Raw genomic sequence first — 23,319 nt, forward strand, 5'->3', positions numbered from 1 at the left:
GCCAAATGCGCGCTCCGGATTGGCTGACAGCGCGGCCGGTCGCCCATCGCGGCCTGCATGACATTTCGCGCGGCATCGTCGAGAACATGCCGGGCGCGGTGCAGGCTGCGATTGCTGGTAATTTTGCGATCGAGGTCGATATCCAGCTCTCGGCCGACGGCGAGGCCATGGTCCATCACGACCATGCCCTGGGCCGACTCACCGAGGCCACCGGCGAGGTGATCGCAAAGACCGCGACCGAGCTGAAGGCCGTCAGGTTCAAGGACACCGACGAGCGGATGATGTCGCTCGCCGACCTCTGCGCCATGGTCGCCGGACGTGTGCCCCTGGTGATCGAGGTGAAGAGCCATTTCGGTGGCGATCGCAAGCTGGTGAAGCGGATGGCCGAGGTGTTGGCCTCGTATGACGGCCCCGCCGTCGGCATGTCCTTCGATCCCGACCAGGTGCTGGCGCTGCGTGACCTGTTGCCCAACCGTCCGCGCGGCATCGTCGCGCAGCGGAGCTATGAGGACGAGTACTGGGCCAACCTCACCCAAGAACAGCGCGACAGCATGCTGTACCTGCGCCACGGCTTGCAGACCCGGCCGCATTTCGTCGCCTTCAAGGTCGACCACCTGCCGGCCCCCGCCCCCTGGATCGCCCGCAACCTGTTCGGCTGCGCCCTGCTCGGCTGGACCGTCCGCACCCCGGAGCAGCGGAGCCGGGTCGGGCGGTATGCGGACCAGATGATCTTCGAGGGGTTCGTGCCGTAGCACCTCGCGTGTCCCGGACAAGCTGCAACGCTTCAGCGTTGCGGCGCAGAGCCGGGACCCATCTCTCTGCGAGCGCGCTGCCACATGGGCCCCGGCTCTGCAGCGCACCGCTGAAGGAGCGCTGCACTGCGTCCGGGACACGCGACCCCCTGATGTTCCCGCCCTCTTGAAGTCGCTGCTGCAATGCACGATCTTGGGCACGATGGCATCATCGGAAATCACGCTCGAGGCCGTACCTTCGATTGGCGACGTGTCACCGGAGGATTGGGACGCCTGCGCCAATCCCGGCGGACGGTGCAATGGGGCTGGCGCCGGAACCTCATCCGCTCTTCCAAGCGATTCCCTCGGCCTCTCAAGTCCCGCCTACAACCCGTTCGTCTCACATGCATTTCTCTCCGCCGTGGAGAAATCGGGTTCGGCCACGATCCGGACTGGCTGGGGACCCCGGCATCTGGTCGCCAGGCTAGGCGGCCGCGTGGCTGGCGTCGTGCCCTGCTATCTGAAATCGCACAGCCAGGGCGAGTACGTCTTCGACCGCGGCTGGGCGGACGCCTATGAGCGCGCCGGCGGACGCTACTATCCGAAGCTCCAGGTCTCGGTTCCCTTCACGCCGGCCACGGGGCCGCGGCTGCTGGTGCGCGACGGCATCGATCGCGAGCGCATCAATGAGGCGCTGGCGAGCGGGCTCATCGCGCTGTGCGGCGTCAGCAAGGCCTCCTCCGTTCACGTCACCTTCGCGCGGGAGTCGGAATGGAAGCTGCTCGCCGAGCACGGCTTCCTCCAGCGCACCGACCAGCAGTTCCACTGGCACAATGAGGGCTTTGCGAGCTTCGACGACTTCCTGGCGACGTTGAACTCGCGCCACCGCAAGTCGATCAAGCGCGAGCGGCGCGATGCGCTCGCGGCCGGCATCACGATCCATTGGCTCACCGGCAAGGACATCACCGAAGATGCCTGGGATGCCTTCTTCGCATTCTATATGGAGACCGGCTCGCGCAAATGGGGTCGGCCGTATCTAACGCGCGAGTTCTTCTCGCTGATCGGCGAGACCATGAACGAGGACGTGCTGCTGGTGATGGCCCGCCGCAACAATCGCTGGATTGCGGGCGCGATCAACTTCATCGGCTCGGACACGCTGTTCGGCCGCAATTGGGGCGCGGTCGAGCATCACCCGTTCCTGCATTTCGAGGTCTGCTACTACCAGGCGATCGATTTCGCGATCAAGCGCGGCCTCAAACACGTCGAGGCCGGCGCGCAGGGCGAGCACAAGATCGCGCGCGGCTACCTGCCGCGCACCACGCATTCCGCCCACTTCATCGCCGATCCTGGCCTGCGCCGCGCCATCGACGATTACCTCAAGCGCGAGCGCGCCTATGTTGCGGAAGCCGGACGAGAGCTCGCCGAGCTCGGCCCGTTCCGCAAAGGGGCCGACGAGGCGCCTTGACGCCTCGCCACGGCTGGTGACAGTAAGCGCAAATCGTCCGAGGAGCCGCCGCCATGACCGCCTACGACAGCAACAACATCTTCGCAAAGATCCTGCGCGGCGAACTGCCCTGCTACAAGGTGTACGAGGACGGGCACGTCTTCGCCTTCCTCGACATCATGCCGCGGGTGCCCGGTCACACGCTGGTGATCCCGAAGGCCCCTGCCCGCAACATCCTCGACATCAAGCCCGACGATTATGCCCATGTCGCCCGCGGCGCGCACAAGATCGCGGCCGCCGCGATGAAGGCGTTCGACGCCGACGGCATCACCGTGCAGCAGTTCAACGAGCCCGCCGGCGGACAGGTGGTGTTTCACCTGCACATGCACGTGATGCCGCGCCACGACGGCGTCGCCATGTTGCCGCCGGCGAGCCGCAAGGAAGACGACAAGGTGCTGCAAGAACACGCGGCGAAGCTGATGGCGGCGTTGAAGGGTTGATCGTCATTCCGGGGCGCGACGAAGTCGCGAGCCCGGAATCCATTTCACTACCGTCACTGCCGCCCGATGGATTCCGGGTTCGACGCTTCGCGTCGCCCCGGAATGACGGAGAAAGTCACTCCGTCTCGAAATCACCCTTTTGCGGCGCGGCCAGCGGCGTGAACTCGCAGCGGTCGGGCTTGATGTCGATCAGCGGCGTGTTGTCGATGCAATCGAGGCCGCGCACCAGGATGGCATTGCCATCGATGCCGACCAGCTTGACGATCGAGGTGCCGATCGGATTGGGCCGCACCGGCGAGCGCAGCGAAAACGTGCCGCGGGTCTTCTCGTTGTTCTTCGGGCTCTGCAGGATGATGTCGCGGCGCGACTTGTCGAGCCAGTACAGGACCTCGAGATTGCTGTAGAAATCGACGCCCTTGATCGCGGGCACGAACGGCTCGAAGATCTCGAGCCGGCAGATCGGGCCATCGTGACGCCCCTGCCGCGGCGTCTCCAGCCGCGACGACCAGGGCGTGCGGATACGGCCGATGAAGACGAGGCCGGCATCTTGCGGCGGCGGCAGCTCGATGGCGACCTCGCCCTCGCGGAGCTCCTGTTCGCGAACCATATGTCCTATTCCCTGGCTGTTCGCTGGCGGTTTTAGCCCAACCACCACTTGCCGGCCAGCATGAAGACCTCGCCCGTGACCACGCCCGCGAAGATCGAACGGCGGGTCAGCAGGAAAACGACGAGCCCGGCACCGACCGCGCCATAACGCAGGACGTCAGGCACGCTGGCCAGCGCGCCCGGTGGCTGGACCACGATCTGGGCGATGACGCCGGCCAGGATCGCGGTGGCGACCGCCCTGACCCAGACCAGCAGCTCCGAGCCCTCGTCGATGCCGCCGCCGAACCACAGGCCCAGCATGCGCCAGATCTGGTTGGGAACGACGCCGGCGACGAACAGCACCGCCAGCGCGTGCCAGTCGCCGATCGCTTGCGCAAAGCTCATGCGCGCACCTCCCGCCACCAGTGCACGCCATAAGCGATCGTCCCGGCGACCACGCCGCTGACGAGGATGTCGAGACCGGAGTTCATCTTCGCCGCCAGAGGATAGAGCACGATGCCCAGCACGAGCGCGACGACATCGGCGACCTCGCGGCTGTTGCGCGCGGTCGAGAACAGGAACGACAGCGGCGTCAACAGCAGGATCGCCGCACCAAGCGTCTGCGTCAGGTTGGCGGCGAGGAAATAGCCGACGATATTGGCGACGAGGCACACGGAGACGAGCCCGCAGCCGAGCCCGTGGACGAAGGCGATCCGCCGTTCGCGCGGCACCTGCGGCAGGAAGCGATGGCATTCGACCCACAGCGTCACTGCAGTGAGATGCGCGGCGAAAATCAGCTCGCGCCGCTTGGTCGTGGGTGTGCGCATCAGCGGCAGCACAGAGACCACCATCGGAAACAGGCGGATGGCACTGACGGTCACCGCGATTGCCGACTGGATGATGGTGGCGCCCGAGCCGAGCGTGGTGATCAGGATGATCTGCGCCGGACCTGCCCAGACGAACAGCGTCGAGCACAATGCCCAGAGCAGGCTGAAATGGGTGTCGTGAGCGAGCGCACCGATGCCGAGATAGGTCACGAACAGCACGATGGTGAGGATCGTCTGCGTGATCGAGCGCAGTCCCCACGCGAAGGCGCGCCAGGGACTATTCCATTGCGGTGAATCGAGCGGAGGAAGCGCCACGGAAGCTTTGGCCGGTGAGGAATCGTGCCGGCATAACGGGCGAGACGGGGGCGCGCGTCAAGGAAGGGTGCGGCGGGGCTGGCATGCGTGACACACCCACCGCCGTCATTCCGGGCGCGCCACTTGGCGCGAACCCGGAATCCATCAGGCCACAGAAATCGCTGACGATGGATTCCGGGTTCGCGACTTCGTCGCGCCCCGGAATGACAGCTTATCCTACCCCGCCACACCCCTGTTCCTCAGCACGAAGCACGCCCCGCCCGCCTTGCGGATGCGGTTGCACAGATCATCAGCCTCGGCGCGCGTATCCGTGCCGATGCGGACCTGATAGAACGCGCGTGTGCCGCGGCTGCGCATCACCGAGGAGAGCAGGCTCGGATCACGCTCGCCGATCACGGTGCTCAGTTTCGTCACGGCCCGGGAATACATCGTCAGCGCCCTGTTGCGGTCGAAGCCGGCCGCGAGCTGGACGCCCCAGATCTTTGCGGCTGCAAGCTCGACATGCTGCTCGAGCTCGGCGACGAACGGATTGGGAGCACGCTTGAGCAGCGCCATCAGATCACGGCAGCTCGTCGGGGGTGAGCTGGGCGGTCCCTTGCCGGTGCTCCCCGCCTTGGCCCAGGCATCGACACTGGTGCCGGTGATGGCATAGACGTAATTGCGGGTCTGCTCGGGCATCGGTCCGGTGCCGGCGAGCCATTCCTGCACCCGCCGAGGGCCGGCGTTGTAGGCGGCGGCGGCAAGGCCGAGATTGCCGAACTGGTTGCGCAGCTCATTCAGGAATTCGGCCGACTTCGGCAAGGCCTGCACCGGATTGAACGGATCGAGCAGCCCGCGCTCGCTGGCAGTGCCCGGCATGAACTGCGCGATCCCTTGCGCATGTTGGCCACTGCGCGTCATGGGCCCGACCGCATCGGCCTGGAAGCGGCTTTCCTGCCAGATCACGCGCGCGAAGAATTCCAGCGGCAGGCTATTGTCGCGCGCGGCCGCCTCCACGATCAGGCAGATCGACTCCCGCGTGTCGCTCTCGCGCGCGTCGTTCGGTTTCTCCGGCGGCCTCTCGGGTTCCTCGGCCTTCGGAGGCGCATCGATGGGGGGCGCCTCCTCTGCAAGCGCCGGCGACTGCACGAGGACCTGGCACAAGACAGCAATGACCCGAGCTATTCGCATGGCATCGACGTAACAGGACAAATCGGACCTTGACTTGGAACCAGAGCCAACTAGCAACAGACGGCAGTATCAACACCGGTCCCGCCCGATGGTGACAATCTTTTTTGATCTCGACGGCACGCTGACGAACCCGAAGCCCGGGATCACCCGCTCGATCCAATATGCGCTGGAACGGCTCGGCGTTCCCGTGCCGAGCGAGGACGAACTGACCTGGTGCATCGGCCCTCCGCTGCTTGCCAGCCTGCGCAAGCTCACCGGAGCCGATGAGCTCGCCGACCGCGCACTGCTGCTCTATCGCGAGCGCTTCAGCGATATCGGCCTGTTCGAGAACGAGGCTTACAGCGGAATTACGGACACGTTATCTTCGCTCGCAGCGACACGTCAGCGCATGTTCGTGGCGACCAGCAAGCCCGCCGTCTACGCCAGCCGCATCGTCGATCATTTCGGGTTGAAGCCGTATTTCGAACGCGTGTTCGGATCCGAGCTCGACGGCACGCGCGTCGACAAGCGCGACCTGCTCCGCTACGCGCTCGATGAGGCCAGGGTCGATGGGAACAGCGCGATCATGATCGGCGACCGCAGCCACGACGTGGTCGGCGCCCGCACCAACGGAATGACCGCCATCGGCGTGCTCTACGGCTATGGCAGCGAGACCGAGCTGCGAGAGGCCGGCGCGCATCACATCTGCGCGGCACATCCCGAGCTGCTCGGCCATTGCGTCGCTTAGGTGCTGACCGTTTCGACCGCAGCAAGCATACCCGTCTTCGAGTGACAGTTCAGATATTCGAAGAACTGTTCATCGGCGGCTGCCACCGTCACCTCGTGATAGAGCCGCAGCTTGGCTGACGGCCCGAGCGTCGACAGATATTTCATAGCCGCGCCGAAGATCTTGACGTGAGTCGGATGCGACTCCGCCCAGCGTTCGAGCGCGGCGAGGCTCTTCCACCAGCTCTGACCGTAGGACTTTTCGCTCGCGCTGCCGTCGGCCGTCAGCACCTGCATGTAGCGGTTGGCATAGCAGCCAATCGCGAGGCCATCATCGCGCAGAAAATCCATGCCCTCGCGTAGCACCGGTTCGACGTCGTCGAGATAGAGCTTTCGCTCGGATGCTTCCGTATCGCTCCAGTCCTGCCCGGACCGGATCAGGCAGAGATTATCGTGCGCCACGACTCTCAGCCGCGCGCCGTCGCGGATCAGCCCTAGAGTCCCCGCGGGCGCCATGGCATCGGTCTGTGATTGCGGGATGCGATCGCGCATGCCGCCCCAATAGGCGTGCTCCTGCACCTCACCGCTCATGCCCTCCGCAACGACGGCGATACCTTCGGGCCGATCGGGCGAGGAGAACAGCGTCTCGTGACGGGTCACAATGGGACGCAACACCTCGATGAAGGTACCGATGCCTTCGCGCTGCCGCCCGGTCCACATCTCGCGAGCTCGCGCGAACCAGGCATCAAAGCGCGCGAGATTGTCCCAATAAGCGACTGTGACAACATTCTCGGAGCCGGACTGATCGGCATAACGCGCACGGTCCCAATGTGACGGGCCGCCATCCATTGCGAACAATCCTGCGAGTTCTTTCGACGCGTCAATTGCTGCCGCCGGTGCCGCACCGCCATACTGAACACCGAAATAGGCCATCACGACCCGGCTGACCGAAGGCTTGTAGCGCGCCACGAAGGACGGATATGGCGGCTGGTAATCGTCCGGCACGCGCTTGTGGCGCGTGCGTGGGGTTTCGAGATGCGCAGGAATTGCTGATTCCATGGCCGGATCCTCTCCCGTGATCGCGGCGATCAGCTTGCCGCCGCGGCAATGTCCATAGGCTCGACGGTGTCGACCGGCAGCGCGAACTGCTCGACCCGCTGGTACCGCTTCTTGTTGAGCAGCAGCCGTGTGACGTCGGGCCGCGAATAATGGCCTGCGGGATCGGCGGCATTCTTGGCAACGCCGATGGCGCCGAGATCGATCTCTGCGATCAGCAGGCCTTCCTGATCGGGCGCCAGCTTGTCCCCGATCTGACTGCCGTCGGGGCCGTAGATGGCCGCAAAGCCGCCGCCCGCATGCAGCAACGCATTCTTGTCCGGCCGGTCGCAGAGCTCGTCGATCATGGCCTGCGAGACGGTGGCGCAAGGCGCGAGCACGAAACAGGAGCCTTCCACCGCATAGACGCGCGAAGCCGCGTTGTTGACCTCGGCCCCTAATGCCGGCGCGAAGGGATCGTAGAGCGAGAAGCTCGGCCAGGCCGCGACATGGACCTGCTCGTTCTGAGCGTACATCGCGTATTTCGACAGCGGCTGCAGATGCTCCCAGCAGCACAGCGCGCCGAGCCGGCCGATGTCGGGCCGCGCATGCACGGCAAGGTCGCTGCCGTCGCCTTCGCCATAGACCGTGCGCTCGGCATGGGTCGGCCGCAGCTTGCGGCGCTTTGCGATGGTCTCGCCATCGGGGCCGATCAGCCATTGCGCGAGGTAAAGGCTGCCGCCATCGCGCTCGGACAGGCCGATCACGGCGGTGAGCTTTGCCTTGCGCACGGCCTCGCGCAGGCGCTCGGCCTGTTGGCTGTCATAGGACAGCGAGTTGTCGAAATAGCGCTGCACGAAGCCCCGCCCGATCGCCCAGGCCGGGGAATCCAGCCAGATGTGCCAGGGGTAGCCGGGGATGAAAGCTTCCGGAAAGGCGATCAGCTTGGCGCCCTTTTCCGCGGCCTCCCCGATCAGCGCAATCGACTTGTCAATCGAAGCGTCGAGATCGAGCCAGGCCGGAGCCGCCTGCACCACCGCAACCTTGTATTTCGGATGTTCGATGCCCATTGCCGCCTCCATTGCCGGTTGATCGCAAGCCACGTCCGATGCAGTCTATTTGGCCAAGCCGGGCGGCCAGGCGCTCGACCACGGCGGAACAAAAACTCGACTGGAAGGGATCGCCCGGTACGGAATTTGCCTCCGGTCAGGCTCGATCTGCGCCAACATGCGGTTTTGCAGGATGTGAAAGGGAGGCTGTCCTGATGCCAATCCAGTTCACGACAGACGGCAGTCCCGGCTACCGGCGGCTCGCGCTCTGGCAGGACATCGTCTGCGACGTCTTCGTCGGGCTCGACTGCAAGTCCGACCTCGGCAGCGCCTTTCATGGCTCGGTCACGCAGGCCTCGCTCGGCAAGGCCGTGTGCTCCGAGGTCTGCTCGGACCGCCAGCACGTCTTCCGCACACCGTCGCGCATCGCGCGCTCGGATCAGGACTTCGTCCTCGTCGCGCTCGGCAACCGCGGCAACGGTGGTGTTGTGCAGGACGGCCGCGAGACCGTGATCCACCCTGGCGAGTTCGCGATCTACGACACAACGCGCCCGTACGAGCTGAAGTTCAACGACAGTTTTACGCAGACCATCTTCAAGGTCCCACGCGAGATGCTGCAGCGGCGGCTCGGCGGCACCGAGACGCTGACCGCAATGTCATTTGGCGTCGACGCACCGCTCGAGCGGCTCGCCTATGATTTCATTGTCCGGCTCTGCCAGAATGCGGATAGCTTGGCTCCGGATACGGCCACGGCGCTGTCGGAGCAGGCAGTTGATCTGCTTGCGATGGCGTTGAGCGAGCGGCTCGGCAAGTCACCGCTGCCGTCCTCGACCCACCGCTCGGCCCTGCTCTACCGAGTGAAGGCGCACATCCGCGCGCACCTCGCCGATCCCGATCTCTCGGTCGCTGAGACCGCAGCCGCGCTCGGCATCTCCCCGCGCTATGTCAACGATCTTCTCGCAGACGAGGACACCTCCTTCCAGCGTCATGTCCTTGCCGAACGCCTCGCCCGATGTCGGAGGGATCTCGCCTCGCCTCTGCTCGCCCATCGCCACATCAGCGAGATCGCCTTCGCCTGGGGCTTCAACGACCTCTCGCATTTCGGCCGCGTCTTCCGCGATCATTTCGGGATGTCGCCGCGCGACTTCAGGCAGAGCCAGTTGCGGCATTGACGCTCCTACGGCGCGAGCGTTTCGCTCGGTGAGGCGACGCGGGCCTTCATCGCCTCGCTCATGGGAAGCCGGAGGTTCTGTCCCTTCGGCGGAATCGGCGCCTCGAACCATTTGGCATAGAGCTTGTCGAACGCGCCGGAGGCCATGTTCTCCTTGATCGCGGTGTCGACCAAGGCCTTGAACTCGGGATCTTCCCGACGGGTCATCAATCCGTAGTAGGACGGCGCATAGGTCGCGCCCAGCATCCGGAAGGCCTTCGGATCGGACGCGTTCGCGACGAGCCCGGCGATCAGGATGTCGTCCTCGAACCACGCCGCGGCGCGGCCCGTTCCCAGCATCAGCAGGGACTCGGCGTGATCCTTGGCCTGGATGATCGTCACGTTCAGTTTCTGCTCGCCGAGAACCTGCTTTGCGACCGCAACGTTCAACGAGCCCTGCGTGATGACGACCGTCTGCCCGTCGAGGCCCTTCGGCTCCATCACCCGCGACGCCGCAGACACCAGCCAGCGCGGTGATGCCACATAGGTCGCAACGGAGAACGAAACCTGCTTCTGACGTTCGGCAGTGTTGGTCGTGCTGCCGCACTCGACGTCGATGGTGCCGTTCTGGAGCAGCGGGATGCGATTGGACGCATTCACCGGGACATAGTCGATCCCCAGCTCCGGCCGCTGCAGCACGATCCTGATCTTGTCGGCCACCGCGGAGCAGAGATCGAGCGAGAGCCCGATCGGCTTCTGGTCCGATCCGAGATAGGCGAATGGGATGGAAGCCTCCCGATAGCCGAGGCTGATCTTGCCGACCTCTCTGATCTTGTCGAGGGTTGGGCTGGCCGCTTGCGCCGTCGGAACGTCCAACAGCGCAAGCGAAAGTACGGCCAGGGCAAGCGTCGGCGCGTGTCTGCGGATCATGTCGGCCTCCGGACTGTTGATCATGCGGCGGAATTTCGCGACAACTCGTCGAGGCTTTCCCTCAAGGATCGATCCAGGATCTCGACGGCGCGGTCGATCTCCTCGGTCGAGACGGTCAGCGGCGGGGCGATGCGCCACACCGATCCGCGCTCGGGCCGGCGGCGGATGTTCATGCTCAGCCCATGTTCAAAGCACTTCTTCGTCGTCAGGCCGCCGAGCTGGTGGGCCGCGCGCCGACTGTTGCGGTCGGTGACCAGCTCGACGCCGAGCAGAAGCCCCATGCCCCTGATGTCGCCGATCTGCTCGTATTTCTGCTGAAGACCCTCGAAGTGGTCGCGCAGATAGGCGCCCATGACGTTGGCACGCTCGACCAGCTTCTCCTCCGCGATCACACGCAGCACCGCGAGCCCGACCTCGGCCAGCAGCGGATCGGAGACGTGGCTGGTGTAATAGGTAAAGTGATCCTCGTGCAGCTTGCTCTCGATCGCCTCGGTGGTCGATACAGCCGCGAGCGGCAGCCCGCCGCCGAGCGTTTTCGACATCGTTATGATGTCAGGCACGACACCGAAATGTTCCGATCCCGTCTTCCGGCCGATGCGTCCGAACGCCGTCTGGGCCTCGTCGAAGATCAGCAGCATTCCGCGGTCGTCGGCGGCTCTACGTAGCGCCTCCATGAAGGCCTTTGGCGGCACCAGCACGCCGCCGGCGCTGATCACGGGCTCGGCGATGATCGCCGCGCCCCGCCCGCTCGACTGCATGTCGAACATTTTCAGCGCCAGCTCGAGATTGGCGAGCGCGGATGCTTCCTCACTCCCCTTGTCGATGTAGGGACGATAGGCATTCGGCTCGGGGATGACGAACACGCCGGGCGGCGGCACACCATAGCCCTTGCGGTCGCTCGCCATCGAGACCGAGGCGGCGCCGCCGGTGATGCCGTGCCAGGAGCCGCCGAGGACAAGGACCTCATAGCCGCCGGTGTACATCTTGGCCATCCGGAGCGCGACTTCAGTCGCCTCCGAGCCGGTGTTGATGAAGATCGAGCGCTTGAGATCGCCGGGCAGCCAATCCGTCGCCAGCACCTGGGCGAGCTCGGCCACCACTTCGGGAATCATCCCGCTGAACATATGGAACGCCTTCTTCCCGGCCCGCTCCACCGCCGCGACAATAGCAGCGTGGTTGTGGCCGATCGTCGCGCACATCTGCCCCGAGGTGAAATCGAGATAGTCGCGCCCGTCGCTGTCGGTGACGATGGTCCCCTTCGCGGTCGTAAAAAGGTTCGGGAACACGTCTCCGCCGTACCGCACCAGGAATTCGTCGGCGGCTTGTTTCAGCGCTGAAGTCATGGCGTCTCCTTAAGCAAGCGGCATCTGCCGCGCGCGGGGCACGGGCGGCGATGCGGAGCCTGCTCGCCGGTCTCGGGTCAGGTTGTGGGCACGCAGCTGTTGCGTCGGGGCGTTCGCGGTACGAAACTTGCCAGTGCAATGGAGAAATTCGTAACCGGGCAGACATGATGGGCGCCAGTTCAAAAAACTCAGCAGCCGATGAAGCAAGCTCAACGGGGCGGCCGCGCATGCCGCCGCTGAAAGCGCTGTCGGCGTTCGAAGCTGCTTCCCGCCACGGCAGCTTCAGCCGCGCTGCCGAGGAGCTCGGGGTCACGCCTTCCGCGATCAGCCATCACATCCAGAACCTCGAAGATTTTCTCGGCGTGCGCGTGTTCTCGCGGCAGGCCGGCCGTGCCGTACTTACCAACGCCGGCCGCCTCTATGCCGGCGAGATCGAGCGCGCGTTCGGCACGATCATGGGTGCGACGCGGCTGGTGGCGCCGCAATCGCAGCGTGATCATTTGTTCATCGCCAGCGGACCGAGCTTTGCCGCCAAATGGCTACAACCGCGGATCGGAGATTTCATCGGCCAGCATCCGGAGATCGGGATCAGACTGTCGACCATCGCCGATCTGCGCGATCTCGAAACCATCCGCTTCGACCTCGCGATCGCCTATGGGCGCCCACCAGTCGTGAACGACAGGCAGATTGAGCCGCTCCTCGCCGAGCGCCTGCGCCCGCTCTGCAGCCCGCGGCTGATCGAGCAGCTCGACCTGCGCGAGCCCGGCGATCTCGCGCGCGCCACGCTGATCCATTCCTCGAACGCGCTGACCTGGACCGATTATCTGCGCAAGGTCACAGGCGCGATCATCAAGGCGCGTCACGAATTGTGGTTCGACCGCTCCACCATGGCGATCGATGCAGCCGTCGAGGGGCTTGGCGTGGTGCTGGAGAGCGAGATCCTTGCCGCCGAGGAGCTGGACAAGGGCACGCTCATCGTACCGTTCCGCGAACCCAAATTCGAAGTGGAGACGATCTCCTACTATCTGGTGCGCTCGGCTGAGGCGAAAGGGCGTAGCCATGTCAGCGCGTTCGAGGCTTGGCTGCGCGCGAAGATCTCGGCTGCAAACTTGCAGACCACGAGCGTAGCCTAACAAATACGGACTACCAAGCAGAGCCGCCATGTGAGCGCGTGATAGGACAAGGCACCCGCTTGCGCTAAACTCGGCACCAAGGCCGTACCGATCAACGAGCGGCCAGCCGAGGAGCAGATCGATGGAATACCGACGCTTGGGCCGGTCCGGCCTCATGGTGCCTGCCTTGAGCCTGGGAACGGGCACGTTCGGCGGCGTCGGCCGCCTTGCGGCATGGGGCACGACGGACGCGACCGAGGCGCGGCGTCTTCTGGACATCTGCCTCGAGGCCGGCGTGTCGATGTTCGACACCGCGAATGTCTACTCGCTCGGCGAGTCCGAGCGGGTGCTCGGTGAGGCCATCAAGGGTCGCCGCGACAAGGTCCTGATCTCGACCAAGGCGACCTTCCGCTTTGGCGACGGTCCCAACGATATCGGCTCGTCGCGTGAGCACCTGCTCAAAGCCATCGACGGTTCGCTGAGCCGGCTCGGCACCGATTACATCGATCTGTTCCAGCTCCACGGTTTCGATGCCTTCACGCCGCCCGAAGAGGTGCTCTCGACTCTCGACGTGCTCGTGCGCGCCGGCAAGATCCGCTATGTCGGCGTCTCGAATTTCTCGGGCTGGCACCTGATGAAGTCGCTCGCTGTCGCCGACAAGCACGGTTTTCCGCGTTACGTCGCCAACCAGACCTACTACTCCCTGATCGGGCGCGACTACGAATGGGAGTTGATGCCGCTCGGCCTCGACCAGGGGTTGGGCGCCGTGGTCTGGTCGCCGCTCGGCTGGGGGCGCCTCACCGGAAAGATCCGCCGCGGTCAGCCGAAACCGGAAGTCAGCCGCCTGCCCAAGACGGCCGAATTCGGACCGCCCGTCTCGGACGAGCACGTCTACCGTGTCGTCGATGCGATCGACGAGATCGCAAAGGAGACCGGCAAGAGCGTATCGCAGATCGCGCTGAACTGGCTGCTGCAGCGCCCGACGGTCTCGACGCTGATCATCGGCGCACGCAACGAGACCCAGCTGCGCGAAAATCTCGGCGCGGTCGGCTGGTCCTTGACCAAGGACCAGGTCGCAAAGCTCGATGCCGCGAGCACGGTGACGCTGCCCTATCCCTACTGGCACCAGCGCGTGACCTTCAGCGACCGCAATCCACCGGCGGTGTAGGACAGCTGCATCAAGCGCGCTTGGGTAAGCCGGCGCGCTGGCAGCGCGGTTCCGGAACTATCGCGACCCTGCCCTGTTGGCGCAATACTCGGCATGTGGCCGAGTTCGATTCGCCAACGATACGCCGCTCACGATGTCGACAGTCACCATCGAGCATGCCGACGGCCTGCCGCAGCCGCAACGCAATCAGGCGGTGCTGACCATTGCGTTCGGCATCGTCATGGCGGTGGTCGACAGCACCATCGTCAATGTGGCGCTGCCGACGATCGCGGCCGATCTCGATGCGACCCCGGCCTTGTCGATCTGGATCGTCAGCGGCTACCAGCTCGCGATCACGATCTCGCTGCTGCCGCTGGCTTCGCTCGGCGAGATCGTCGGCTATCGACGCGTCTATCTGGTCGGGCTGGCGCTGTTCACGCTGTCATCGGCCTTCTGTGCGCTGGCCCACACGCTGCCGACGCTGACGATCGCGCGCATCCTCCAGGGCTTTGGCGCGGCCGGCATCATGAGTGTCAACGCGGCGCTGGTGCGTTTCACCTATCCGCGTAGCCTGCTCGGCCGCGGCATCGGGCTCAACGCGCTCGTCGTCGCCTTCTCGGCCGCGATCGGCCCGACGCTCGCCGCCGGCATCCTCGCAGTCGGAAGCTGGCCCTGGCTGTTCGCGATCAACGTGCCGCTCGGCGTGGTGACGCTGGTGCTGGGCCTGCGCAGCCTGCCGCACACCAAGCCCGCGAGCCGCTCCTTCGACTGGCAGAGTGCGGGGCTGTCGGCGATCACGTTCGGCGTCGGCATCGCGGCGGTCGACAGCGTCGGTCATGGCGAGGCCGCGATCACCTGTCTCGTGCAATTCGCCATCGCGATCGCCGCGGGTGCGCTGCTGATCTATCGCGAGACTCACATGACCTCGCCGCTCTTGCCGGTCGACCTGCTGCGTATCCCCGTTTTCGCGCTGTCGATTGCGACCTCGATCGCGTCGTTCTGCGGGCAGATGCTCGCCTTCGTCGCTATCCCCTTCTATCTCCAGAGCCGCTTCGGCTATTCGGCCGTGCATATGGGCCTGTTGATCACGCCATGGCCGATTGCATTGGCGTTTGCGGCCCCCCTCGCCGGCCGCCTGGTCGAGCATTATCCGGCCGGCCTGCTCGGCGGTATTGGGCTCACGCTATTCGCCTGCGGCCTTGGCGCGCTGGCCTTCTTGCCGGCGACGCCAACGCCGCTCGACGTGATCTGGCGGATGGCGCTCGCCGGCGCCGGCTTCGGTCTGTTCCAGACCCCCAATAACCGTACCATGATCGCAGCCGCCCCGCGCGAGCGCGCCGGCGGCGCCAGCGGCATGCTGGGAACGGCGCGCCTGCTCGGCCAGACCACCGGAGCGGCGCTGGTGGCGCTGTTGCTCGGACGGTATCCGGTTGAGGGGACCAGGCTGGCGCTCCTTGTCGGCGTTGGATTTGCGCTCTGCGGCGCGATGCTGAGCATGCTGCGGCTTTCCACAGCCGGCGCGCGCGGTGCCGAGCACGTCCGCGTGCAGGACGATCAGCGCCTCCGGGGCGACTGAAACCGGTTCACTGTACGGATAGCCAACAAAAAAAGGCCGGCTCTCAGCCGGCCTTTTTCGATTTGTCACCTGTGCCGATCAAACCTTGACCAGCGGCCCCTTGGAGGTCGGCCCCTTCGAGCCGCCGGGGCCACCCGGCTTGGATTTGCCCGGCGGGCGCTTGCGGGTGCCGGGCAGCTTCTCCTGCTTCGGCGTGACCGGGCCCTCGACGAATTCGAAGCCGATCTTCTCCTTGGTCTCGTCGGCCTCGTCCTTGACGAGCACGACGCGAACGTGGCCGCCGCCCTTCAGCTTGCCGAACAGCACCTCGTCCGCCAGCGGCTTCTTGATGTGCTCCTGGATCACGCGCGCCATGGGACGTGCGCCCATCTGCTCGTCGTAGCCGTGCTGGACCAGCCAAGCCTTCGCCGGCTCGGACAGCTCGATAGTCACGTCGCGGTCGCCGAGCTGCGCCTCGAGCTGAAGCACGAACTTCTCGACCACGGTGCCGATCACCTCGACGCTGAGATGGCCGAACGAGACGATGGCATCGAGACGGTTGCGGAATTCCGGCGCGAACTGCCGGTTGATCGCCTCGTGGTCGTCGCCTTCCCGCTTCGACCGGGTGAAGCCGAACGCCTGCTTGGCGAGATCCGCCGCACCGGCATTCGTGGTCATGATCAGGATCACGTTGCGGAAGTTGACCTGCTTGCCGTTGTGGTCGGTGAGCCGGCCGTGGTCCATGATCTGGAGGAGCACGTTGTAGAGGTCGGGATGCGCCTTCTCGATTTCGTCGAGCAGCACCACGCAATGCGGATGCTGGTCGACGCCGTCGGTGAGCAGGCCACCTTGGTCGAAGCCGACATAGCCGGGAGGCGCGCCGATCAGGCGCGACACGGTGTGCCGCTCCATGTACTCGGACATGTCGAAGCGCAGCAGCTCGACGCCGAGCGTCGCCGCGAGTTGTTTTGCCACTTCCGTCTTGCCGACGCCGGTGGGGCCCGAGAACAGGTAGCAGCCGATCGGCTTCTCCGGCTCGCGCAGGCCGGCACGCGCCAGCTTGATCGAGGCGGCGAGTGATTCGATCGCCTTGTCCTGCCCGAACACGGTGCGCTTCAAGGTCTGCTCGAGATGCTTGAGCACCTCGGCGTCGTCCTTCGACACGCTCTTCGGCGGGATCCGCGCCATCGAGGCGATCGTGGTCTCGATCTCCTTGATGCCGATGGTCTTCTTGCGCTTGTTCTCGGCGACCAGCATCTGCGCCGCGCCGGACTCGTCGATCACGTCGATCGCCTTGTCGGGCAGCTTGCGGTCGTGGATGTAGCGCGAGGAGAGCTGCACCGCAGCCTCGATCGCCTCATTGGTGTACTTCAGCCGGTGATAGTCCTCGAAGTACGGCTTGAGGCCCTTGAGGATCGCGATGGCGTCCTCGACCGTCGGCTCGTTGATGTCGATCTTCTGGAAGCGCCGCACCAGCGCGCGGTCCTTCTCGAAGTGCTGGCGATATTCCTTGTAGGTGGTCGAGCCCATGCAGCGGATCGTGCCCGAGGCGAGCGCGGGCTTGAGCAGGTTCGAGGCGTCCATCGCCCCGCCCGACGTCGCGCCCGCACCGATCACGGTGTGGATCTCGTCGATGAACAGGATGGCGTTGGGATGCGCCTCGAGCTCCTTGAGCACCTGCTTCAGGCGCTCCTCGAAGTCGCCCCGATAGCGCGTGCCGGCAAGCAGCGTGCCCATGTCCAGCGAGAACACGGTGGCGGCCGCCAGCACCTCCGGCACTTCGCTGTCGACGATGCGCTTGGCGAGCCCTTCTGCGATCGCGGTCTTGCCGACGCCGGCTTCACCGACGAACAGCGGGTTGTTCTTCTGCCGGCGGCACAGCACCTGGATCGCGCGATTGATTTCGGAATTGCGTCCAATCACCGGATCGATCTTGCCGTCGCGCGCCTTCTTGTTGAGGTTGACGCAATAGGTCTCGAGCGCCTCGCCCTTCTTCTTGGCGTCCTCGTTACCCTTGGTCTCGGTCTCCTCGTCGACGCCGCGCACCGGCCGCGCCTCGGAGACGCCCGGCCGCTTGGCAATGCCGTGGCTGATGTAGTTGACAGCGTCGTAACGCGTCATGTCCTGCTCCTGCAGGAAATACGCGGCATGGCTCTCGCGTTCGGCGAAGATCGCGATCAACACGTTGGCGCCGGTCACCTCTTCGCGACCGGACGACTGCACATGGATCACCGCGCGCTGGATCACGCGCTGGAAACCGGCGGTCGGCTTGGCGTCGTCGGCGCCATCCGTCACCAGGTTCTCGAATTCGGTCTCAAGGTAGTTGACGAGGCTCGTACGGAGCTTGTCGAGATCGACGCTACAGGCGCGCATGACCGCGGCTGCATCGGAGTCGTCGATCAAGGAGAGCAAGAGATGCTCGAGCGTCGCGTATTGGTGATGACGCTCATTTGCGATCGCCAGCGCACGATGCAGGGATTGTTCAAGGCTTTGGGAAAAAGTCGGCATTCGCGTCCTCTATGGCCCCCACCATCATGATCGTCATCGCCCGGTCAGGCAACAACAACCTTTGTCACATATAGTTATACAAGACCGCGGCGAAAGACCGGTTCCCGCGACTCGGCGGCGACACACTTGCGGCATTTTCGATGCAAAACCCGTTCCGGTTTGGGCGGGATCGGCGCCGGCGCAGAATTCCGTAGTTTTGCCGGCTGCAGCCCACCGCGCGCAGCCGCTACGCGACAATCACACTGCGGCTTGTACAGGAGCGGGCTTCAAACGCGCCGCAAGCCGTCTTACTTCTTTTCCATCACGCATTGCAGCGGGTGCTGGTGCTTGCGGGCGAAATCCATCACCTGCGTCACCTTGGTCTCCGCGATCTCATAGGTGAACACGCCGCACTCGCCGATCCCGTGATGATGGACGTGCAGCATGATCTTGGTCGCGGCTTCGATGTCCTTGTTGAAGAACTTCTCCAGCACGTGAACGACGAACTCCATCGGCGTGTAGTCGTCGTTCAGGATCAGCACGCGATACAGGTTCGGCCGCTTGGTCTTGGGCTTGACCTTGGTGATGACCGACGTGCTCGGACCCGAGGGAGTACCCGAACGGTTGTCGTCATTGCTCATGCGAGGCGCGTCGGCAGCGGCTGGCGCGGACAGATCGAGGCTGGAAGTCAATTGCAGCATGGCACAGGCGTTCAAATTCCCCACGGAAGCGAATGGCGGTCACCGCGCGACCCCGCCCTTCGGAGCCTGGCGCAGGCGCGCCGCCTTGGATCGCCGCTCCCGGCAAATGCGGTCGAGGCCGGATCGCTCGCCAGCAATATGGCCCTGCCCCCGGCCCGCCGCAAGCTCGCGGGGGTTCAGCCCAGGCGGTCGCAGCAGTCCCGATTCCCGGTCCGGGCGATCCTGATTAGGTTAATCAATCCGGAGCGATTTGACAAAAACTTCCGCCGGGCACGTTTAGAACGTATTGACCAGGAACCCGGCCGTTAACCCGGCTGCGACGGTTTTCCGCAAAACGCTCCGGTTTTCTACGGTCCAATTTACTTGCCATTCAATGGCATGGCGCGAAATCGGGCAAAATACAGATTTCGGGGATCGTCATGTCTGGTCTGCCCCTCGTCAGCCGCCTTGGTCAACAACTCGCCCGTTTCGCAGCGGCCGAGCAAGGCAATATCGCGGTGATCTTCGCCATTGCGCTCGTCCCAGTGCTTAGCTTCGTCGGCGCGGCGATCGACTATAGCCGCGCGGCCCAGGCGCGCACCGCAATGCAGTCGGCCCTCGATTCCACCGCGCTGATGCTGTCACGGGACCTGTCCGCCGGCACCATCTCGACGTCTCAGATCGCCACCAAGGCCCAATCCTATTTCAACGCCTTGTTCACGGACACCAAGACCCTGCCCTCGGTCAGCGTCGGCGCCACCTACAACGCGAGCACCAGTATCGGCTCGACGATCCAGCTGACCGGAACCGGCACCTACACGACCAGCTTCATGAAGATCGCCGGCTTCCCGACCCTCGACGTCGGCACCTCATCCACCAGCGCCTGGGGCCTGACGCGCATGCGCGTGGCCTTAGTGCTCGACGTCACGGGATCGATGGCGTCCGACGGCAAGATGCCGGCGATGCAGACGGCCGCGAAGAACCTGGTCGACCAGCTCAGCGCGCTCGCGAAGACCAACGGCGACGTCTATATCTCGATCGTGCCGTTCGCCAAGGACGTCAACGTCGGCAGCAGCAACTACACGAAGAGCTGGATCGACTGGTCCGACTGGGAGGCTGTGAACGGGACCTGTAGCAACTCTTCCTACACGAGACAGTGGACCTGCGTTAACAACGGCAAGACTTGGACACCGAGGAACCACAACACGTGGAACGGGTGCGTCACCGATCGTGACCAGGACTATGACACCAAGAACACGACTCCAGTGAGCAGCAATTCGGCTACGCTTTTCCCGGCCGAGCAATATTCCTACTGCAACTCCAGCAATTCGGCCTACATCCAGCCGGTCATGCCGCTCAGCTACGATTGGACCTCGCTCAAATCTCTGATCGACAAGCTGGTTCCGACCGGCAACACCAACCAAGGCATCGGCCTTGCCTGGGGCTGGATGACGCTGTCGGCGGGCGAGCCCATGAATGCCCCGGCCAAGGACACGAACTACACCTACAAGGACGCAATCGTCCTGCTCTCCGACGGTCTCAACACGCAGAACCGCTGGTATAGCGGCGCTTCGCAGATCGACGCCCGGCAGAAGATCCTCTGCGACAACGCCAAGGCCCAGCCCAACAACATCACGATCTATACGGTGCAGGTAAACACCGGCGGCGATCCGACCTCGAGCGTGCTGCAATATTGTGCTAGCGGCAGCGACAAGTTCTATCTGGTCACTTCGGCGAGCCAGACGGTCTCGGTGTTCAAGGATATCGGCACTTCGCTGTCGAAGCTGCGCGTCGCACGCTGACGGTCGCATCGCTCACAACAAAAAGCCCGGCTGGTTCAGCCGGGCTTTTCGATTCCAGGATGTCTCGAGACGTTACTGAGCGGCCGGGGTGAACTTCGACACGATGGTCTCGACCGGCTTGAACGCCTGCTTGGCGAGGTCGCTGTAGAGGCCGGCGATCTTCTGCGATTCCGCGACGAAGGTTTCGTAGGCGGAACGGGCAAAATCGGTCTGCGCTTCCATCGCCTTGTCCAGCGACTTCACGCCGGAAAGCTTCTCGACGAAGGACTTGGTGTCTTCGAACGACTTCTTCGTGTAGTCGCCATAGGCGCTGGCGATCGCCTGGAGGCCGTGCTGCACCGAGGTCGCGGAGGCAACGCACTGCTCGAACTGGTCTTTCCCGTAGCTCTGGAAGTCTTCAACCTTGAACATTTCGGAATCCTTTTCCCTGGCTCGCGTCGGGAAGCCCCGGCTCCCTGACTCCGCCCAAAATTAGTGCAACGCACAAAAAAGTCAAGAATCTTGTGCGTCGCACAAATCCGGCGCAAATCGCAGAGATTCCCGGGGTTTCCCGCAAGGGTTCCTTAAGCTTTTGGAAACCGGGCCACCCTACCTTGATTCCCTGGACGTGGTCACTTCCGCGAGCGGCCAAAAGCCGTTTGAGAACATCACCTTAGCCAGAACAGCGGCTCGGGTCCAACGTCCTCCCGCGGCCAACACCAGCGGAGGGACAGCCTGAGCAGGTAATGATCCCGGGTCGGTCGGGCACAATTTCGCCTCACGAGCCGGTGATCAAGTCAGAAACGGGGACGGGGTTCCATGCTTCGTAAAAACTTGTCTGCCTCGCGCTGGGCGCGGGTTGGCGTTTTCGGGCTTCTTACGGTCACCACCGCAGTCATCTTCACCGTCGACGCAGCCGAGGCGCGGCGCCATCGTCGACATTATGCGCACCACCGGGTGCAGCACGACGTGTCCGAGAGCTCCAGCTCGAAATTCGCGTCCATCATCATCGACGGCAATTCCGGCGCAGTGCTCCAGGCGACGAGCCCTGACGCGATCCGCCACCCGGCCTCGCTGACCAAGATCATGACGCTCTATCTGCTGTTCGAGCGCCTCGAATCCGGCAAGATGAAGCTCGACACCGAGATGCCGGTGTCCAAGCACGCCGCCGACCAGGATCCGACCAAGCTGAATCTGCGTGCCGGCCAGACCATCCGCGTCGAGGACGCGATCAAGGGCCTCGTCACCCGTTCGGCCAACGACGCAGCCGTGGTGATCGCGGAAGCGATCGCCGGTGACGAGGACGACTTCGCCCGGATGATGACGCGCAAGGCGCGCTCGCTCGGCATGTCCAGGACGGTCTACCGCAATGCCAACGGCCTTCCCAACGACGAGCAGGTCACGACCGCGCGCGACCAGGCCACGCTGGGTCGCGCCATTCAGGAGCGCTTCCCCCGCTACTATCGCTATTTCGCGACCTCGACGTTCAATTGGCGCGGACAGTCGATCCGCAACCACAATCGCCTGCTCGGCAGTGTCGAAGGCGTGGACGGCATCAAGACGGGCTACACCCGCGCCTCCGGCTTCAACCTCGTCAGCTCGATCCGCCGCGGCAACCGCCACCTGATCGGCGTGGTGCTCGGCGGCCGCAGCGGTGGCTCGCGCGACGCCATCATGCGCAACCTGCTCGCGGAGAACCTCGACAAGGGTGCGACCGTCCGCACCGTCGCCGCGGTCACGGAGCGCAACGGCACTGAAGCCAACATCGATGTCGCCGATGCCTCGGATATGCCGGCACGGCCCGCCTTGCCGGTCCAGGCCGCGACGGCCCCTGCTCCCGAAGCCGCCCCTTCGCGCCTCGCCGCGCGTCTGTCGACGCTGGCCGCAGCGACTGCGGCGATGCCGCCCGCTCACTCCAAACCCGAAGCTCGGCCGACGGAGTCCAAGGTGGAGCCGGCGCCGCTCACCAATGGCGTGATCTCGAGCCAGCCGCTCTCCATCATCCCCGGCTCGTCCGAGCCGATGAAGCCGGTTCGGGTCAAGACCGTTCAGGTCAAGGCCGGCGCCGTGAAGGTCGCCTCCGCGGCTCCGGCCCAGGGTGGTGTCCAGGTCGTTGCGCCACCGGTCACCAGCACCGTCCCGCCCCGTTCCGACGTCGCGGAAACCTCCGGCGCCGTCGTCGCCAGGGCAGATCTCATCAACAAGCCGGAGGCGGTGAGCCAGCCCGAAGCGCCGAAGGCCGAGATGGCCCGCACCGAACTGCCGCGGCAGCCGGCAGGCTTCGGTACCGGCAACGGCATCCTTGGCGTGCTGCCGGCGGCAACCGCCGCCACACCGGCTCCCGCCGCACCCAAGCTCGCCTCGGCCGACCCGACGCCGCAGCCGATCCAGATGAGCGCCACCGCCAAGCCCGCCGTCACCCACAGCGGCTGGATCGTCCAGGTCGGTGCGCTCGAGAGCGAGAACGAAGCTCAGCAGCGCATCGACGCGGCCCGCAATTCGGCCCGCGGCCTGCTCAGCAAGGCGGACCCGTTCACCGAGCCCGTCGTCGCCAAGGACAATCGCAAGCTTTACCGCGCCCGCTTCGCCGGGCTCGAGCGCGATCAGGCCGAAGCCGTCTGCCGCACCTTGAAGCGTGCCGAGATCTCCTGCATCACCGTTCGCAACTGATTTCCTTCTCCGCTCCAGACCAAATGCCCGCGCCTTGCGCGGGCATTTTCGTTTTGGTGCGGCGGTGATGCGCAGGCTGTTCCGGACAAGGCTGTTCCACGAC

21 protein-coding genes are annotated in these 23,319 nt (G+C 64.7%); 10 read left to right on the forward strand and 11 right to left on the reverse strand.

The features are described 5' to 3' along the window. Positions 1–5: 5 nt before the first annotated feature. The 3 genes from ACM43_RS04060 to ACM43_RS04070 all read left to right on the forward strand — a co-directional run bounded on the left by ACM43_RS04060 (position 6) and on the right by ACM43_RS04070 (position 2,675). Positions 6–752, forward strand: coding sequence for a glycerophosphodiester phosphodiesterase (locus tag ACM43_RS04060; protein WP_271538184.1), 747 nt, complete (start codon positions 6–8; stop codon positions 750–752). 202 nt (positions 753–954) lie between these two features. Continuing rightward, a complete protein-coding gene (locus ACM43_RS04065; protein WP_271538186.1) occupies positions 955–2,196 on the forward strand; it encodes a GNAT family N-acetyltransferase in 1,242 nt (413 codons plus the stop codon). Between the two features lie 53 nt (positions 2,197–2,249). Continuing rightward, on the forward strand, positions 2,250–2,675 hold the full coding sequence (locus ACM43_RS04070) for an HIT family protein (RefSeq protein WP_157286646.1): 426 nt from the start codon (positions 2,250–2,252) through the stop codon (positions 2,673–2,675). A 115-nt stretch (positions 2,676–2,790) separates the two neighbouring features. On the opposite strand, the gene tsaA is transcribed toward ACM43_RS04070, so the two are convergent. The 4 genes from tsaA to ACM43_RS04090 all read right to left on the reverse strand — a co-directional run bounded on the left by tsaA (position 2,791) and on the right by ACM43_RS04090 (position 5,572). Continuing rightward, complete coding sequence (tsaA, locus tag ACM43_RS04075; protein ID WP_271538189.1) at positions 2,791–3,282, reverse strand: tRNA (N6-threonylcarbamoyladenosine(37)-N6)-methyltransferase TrmO; 492 nt, start codon at positions 3,280–3,282, stop codon at positions 2,791–2,793. Between the two features lie 32 nt (positions 3,283–3,314). Further along, positions 3,315–3,665 (reverse strand): AzlD domain-containing protein, encoded by a 351-nt coding sequence (locus tag ACM43_RS04080; RefSeq protein ID WP_036015173.1) that lies wholly within the window; start codon positions 3,663–3,665, stop codon positions 3,315–3,317. Further along, on the reverse strand, positions 3,662–4,402 hold the full coding sequence (locus ACM43_RS04085; RefSeq protein ID WP_036039333.1) for an AzlC family ABC transporter permease: 741 nt from the start codon (positions 4,400–4,402) through the stop codon (positions 3,662–3,664). The genes ACM43_RS04080 and ACM43_RS04085 overlap by 4 nt, the downstream gene beginning before the upstream one ends. A 216-nt stretch (positions 4,403–4,618) precedes the next feature. Further along, positions 4,619–5,572, reverse strand: a complete 954-nt coding sequence (locus ACM43_RS04090; protein WP_271538193.1) for a lytic transglycosylase domain-containing protein — start codon at positions 5,570–5,572, stop codon at positions 4,619–4,621. An 88-nt stretch (positions 5,573–5,660) separates the two neighbouring features. Here ACM43_RS04090 and ACM43_RS04095 point away from each other — a divergent pair, with 88 nt between their 5' ends. Then, positions 5,661–6,299, forward strand: a complete 639-nt coding sequence (locus tag ACM43_RS04095) for an HAD family hydrolase (protein WP_271538195.1) — start codon at positions 5,661–5,663, stop codon at positions 6,297–6,299. Here the strand turns inward: ACM43_RS04095 and ACM43_RS04100 are convergent. Together ACM43_RS04100 and ACM43_RS04105 are read right to left on the reverse strand one after the other, a co-directional pair. Next, the gene (locus ACM43_RS04100; RefSeq protein WP_271538197.1) at positions 6,296–7,336 is read right to left on the reverse strand and encodes a phenylacetaldoxime dehydratase family protein; all 1,041 of its coding nucleotides are present in this window, start codon (positions 7,334–7,336) and stop codon (positions 6,296–6,298) included. The genes ACM43_RS04095 and ACM43_RS04100 overlap by 4 nt on opposite strands. 29 nt (positions 7,337–7,365) lie before the next feature. Then, entirely contained in the window at positions 7,366–8,382 is a 1,017-nt protein-coding gene (locus ACM43_RS04105) for a carbon-nitrogen hydrolase family protein (protein ID WP_271538199.1), read from the reverse strand. Between the two features lie 194 nt (positions 8,383–8,576). Between ACM43_RS04105 and ACM43_RS04110 the strand changes: the two genes are divergently transcribed. Further along, positions 8,577–9,533, forward strand: coding sequence for a helix-turn-helix domain-containing protein (locus ACM43_RS04110; RefSeq protein WP_271538201.1), 957 nt, complete (start codon positions 8,577–8,579; stop codon positions 9,531–9,533). A 5-nt stretch (positions 9,534–9,538) separates the two neighbouring features. On the opposite strand, the gene ACM43_RS04115 is transcribed toward ACM43_RS04110, so the two are convergent. Continuing rightward, positions 9,539–10,441 carry an amino acid ABC transporter substrate-binding protein gene (locus ACM43_RS04115; protein WP_271538203.1) on the reverse strand — a complete coding sequence of 301 codons (903 nt, stop codon included), beginning with the start codon at positions 10,439–10,441 and terminating at the stop codon, positions 9,539–9,541. Between the two features lie 20 nt (positions 10,442–10,461). Continuing rightward, positions 10,462–11,784: an aspartate aminotransferase family protein gene (locus ACM43_RS04120; protein ID WP_271538205.1), complete on the reverse strand. Its 1,323-nt coding sequence runs from the start codon at positions 11,782–11,784 to the stop codon at positions 10,462–10,464. Positions 11,785–12,011: 227 nt separating this feature from the next. On the opposite strand from ACM43_RS04120, the gene ACM43_RS04125 reads away from it, so the two are divergent. The 3 genes from ACM43_RS04125 to ACM43_RS04135 all read left to right on the forward strand — a co-directional run bounded on the left by ACM43_RS04125 (position 12,012) and on the right by ACM43_RS04135 (position 15,619). Next, positions 12,012–12,917: a LysR substrate-binding domain-containing protein gene (locus ACM43_RS04125; RefSeq protein ID WP_271538207.1), complete on the forward strand. Its 906-nt coding sequence runs from the start codon at positions 12,012–12,014 to the stop codon at positions 12,915–12,917. A gap of 121 nt (positions 12,918–13,038) precedes the next feature. Next, the gene (locus tag ACM43_RS04130; RefSeq protein WP_157286657.1) at positions 13,039–14,064 is read left to right on the forward strand and encodes an aldo/keto reductase; all 1,026 of its coding nucleotides are present in this window, start codon (positions 13,039–13,041) and stop codon (positions 14,062–14,064) included. Between the two features lie 133 nt (positions 14,065–14,197). Beyond that, complete coding sequence (locus ACM43_RS04135) at positions 14,198–15,619, forward strand: MFS transporter (RefSeq protein WP_271538209.1); 1,422 nt, start codon at positions 14,198–14,200, stop codon at positions 15,617–15,619. Positions 15,620–15,697: 78 nt separating this feature from the next. On the opposite strand, the gene clpA is transcribed toward ACM43_RS04135, so the two are convergent. Together clpA and clpS are read right to left on the reverse strand one after the other, a co-directional pair. Beyond that, a complete protein-coding gene (gene clpA / locus ACM43_RS04140; protein ID WP_036015184.1) occupies positions 15,698–18,106 on the reverse strand; it encodes an ATP-dependent Clp protease ATP-binding subunit ClpA in 2,409 nt (802 codons plus the stop codon). 287 nt (positions 18,107–18,393) lie between these two features. After that, a complete protein-coding gene (gene clpS, locus ACM43_RS04145) occupies positions 18,394–18,726 on the reverse strand; it encodes an ATP-dependent Clp protease adapter ClpS (protein ID WP_036015195.1) in 333 nt (110 codons plus the stop codon). 479 nt (positions 18,727–19,205) lie between these two features. Here clpS and ACM43_RS04150 point away from each other — a divergent pair, with 479 nt between their 5' ends. After that, positions 19,206–20,567, forward strand: a complete 1,362-nt coding sequence (locus tag ACM43_RS04150) for a TadE/TadG family type IV pilus assembly protein (protein WP_271538214.1) — start codon at positions 19,206–19,208, stop codon at positions 20,565–20,567. Between the two features lie 72 nt (positions 20,568–20,639). Here ACM43_RS04150 and ACM43_RS04155 read toward each other — a convergent pair whose 3' ends face one another. Beyond that, a complete protein-coding gene (locus ACM43_RS04155; RefSeq protein ID WP_271538216.1) occupies positions 20,640–20,978 on the reverse strand; it encodes a phasin family protein in 339 nt (112 codons plus the stop codon). A gap of 387 nt (positions 20,979–21,365) precedes the next feature. On the opposite strand from ACM43_RS04155, the gene ACM43_RS04160 reads away from it, so the two are divergent. Beyond that, on the forward strand, positions 21,366–23,216 hold the full coding sequence (locus ACM43_RS04160; protein ID WP_271538218.1) for a D-alanyl-D-alanine carboxypeptidase: 1,851 nt from the start codon (positions 21,366–21,368) through the stop codon (positions 23,214–23,216). The last annotated feature ends 103 nt before the right edge of the window (positions 23,217–23,319 follow it).

This window comes from Bradyrhizobium sp. CCBAU 45321, from assembly GCF_028128975.1.
GTDB lineage: Bacteria > Pseudomonadota > Alphaproteobacteria > Rhizobiales > Xanthobacteraceae > Bradyrhizobium > Bradyrhizobium yuanmingense.

What these genes read in the sequence shown, in the direction of transcription:
- ACM43_RS04105 (WP_271538199.1), bottom strand. Translation starts at nt 8,382, where the DNA reads ATGGGCATCGAACATCCGAAATACAAGGTTGCGGTGGTGCAGGCGGCT.
- ACM43_RS04155 (WP_271538216.1), bottom strand. Translation starts at nt 20,978, where the DNA reads ATGTTCAAGGTTGAAGACTTCCAGAGCTACGGGAAAGACCAGTTCGAG.
- ACM43_RS04095 (WP_271538195.1), top strand. Translation starts at nt 5,661, where the DNA reads ATGGTGACAATCTTTTTTGATCTCGACGGCACGCTGACGAACCCGAAG.
- ACM43_RS04080 (WP_036015173.1), bottom strand. Translation starts at nt 3,665, where the DNA reads ATGAGCTTTGCGCAAGCGATCGGCGACTGGCACGCGCTGGCGGTGCTG.
- ACM43_RS04150 (WP_271538214.1), top strand. Translation starts at nt 19,206, where the DNA reads ATGTCTGGTCTGCCCCTCGTCAGCCGCCTTGGTCAACAACTCGCCCGT.
- ACM43_RS04160 (WP_271538218.1), top strand. Translation starts at nt 21,366, where the DNA reads ATGCTTCGTAAAAACTTGTCTGCCTCGCGCTGGGCGCGGGTTGGCGTT.
- ACM43_RS04125 (WP_271538207.1), top strand. Translation starts at nt 12,012, where the DNA reads ATGCCGCCGCTGAAAGCGCTGTCGGCGTTCGAAGCTGCTTCCCGCCAC.
- ACM43_RS04100 (WP_271538197.1), bottom strand. Translation starts at nt 7,336, where the DNA reads ATGGAATCAGCAATTCCTGCGCATCTCGAAACCCCACGCACGCGCCAC.
- clpS (WP_036015195.1), bottom strand. Translation starts at nt 18,726, where the DNA reads ATGAGCAATGACGACAACCGTTCGGGTACTCCCTCGGGTCCGAGCACG.
- ACM43_RS04120 (WP_271538205.1), bottom strand. Translation starts at nt 11,784, where the DNA reads ATGACTTCAGCGCTGAAACAAGCCGCCGACGAATTCCTGGTGCGGTAC.
- ACM43_RS04065 (WP_271538186.1), top strand. Translation starts at nt 955, where the DNA reads ATGGCATCATCGGAAATCACGCTCGAGGCCGTACCTTCGATTGGCGAC.
- ACM43_RS04060 (WP_271538184.1), top strand. Translation starts at nt 6, where the DNA reads ATGCGCGCTCCGGATTGGCTGACAGCGCGGCCGGTCGCCCATCGCGGC.
- ACM43_RS04070 (WP_157286646.1), top strand. Translation starts at nt 2,250, where the DNA reads ATGACCGCCTACGACAGCAACAACATCTTCGCAAAGATCCTGCGCGGC.
- ACM43_RS04110 (WP_271538201.1), top strand. Translation starts at nt 8,577, where the DNA reads ATGCCAATCCAGTTCACGACAGACGGCAGTCCCGGCTACCGGCGGCTC.
- ACM43_RS04090 (WP_271538193.1), bottom strand. Translation starts at nt 5,572, where the DNA reads ATGCGAATAGCTCGGGTCATTGCTGTCTTGTGCCAGGTCCTCGTGCAG.
- ACM43_RS04135 (WP_271538209.1), top strand. Translation starts at nt 14,198, where the DNA reads ATGTCGACAGTCACCATCGAGCATGCCGACGGCCTGCCGCAGCCGCAA.
- ACM43_RS04115 (WP_271538203.1), bottom strand. Translation starts at nt 10,441, where the DNA reads ATGATCCGCAGACACGCGCCGACGCTTGCCCTGGCCGTACTTTCGCTT.
- clpA (WP_036015184.1), bottom strand. Translation starts at nt 18,106, where the DNA reads ATGCCGACTTTTTCCCAAAGCCTTGAACAATCCCTGCATCGTGCGCTG.
- ACM43_RS04130 (WP_157286657.1), top strand. Translation starts at nt 13,039, where the DNA reads ATGGAATACCGACGCTTGGGCCGGTCCGGCCTCATGGTGCCTGCCTTG.
- tsaA (WP_271538189.1), bottom strand. Translation starts at nt 3,282, where the DNA reads ATGGTTCGCGAACAGGAGCTCCGCGAGGGCGAGGTCGCCATCGAGCTG.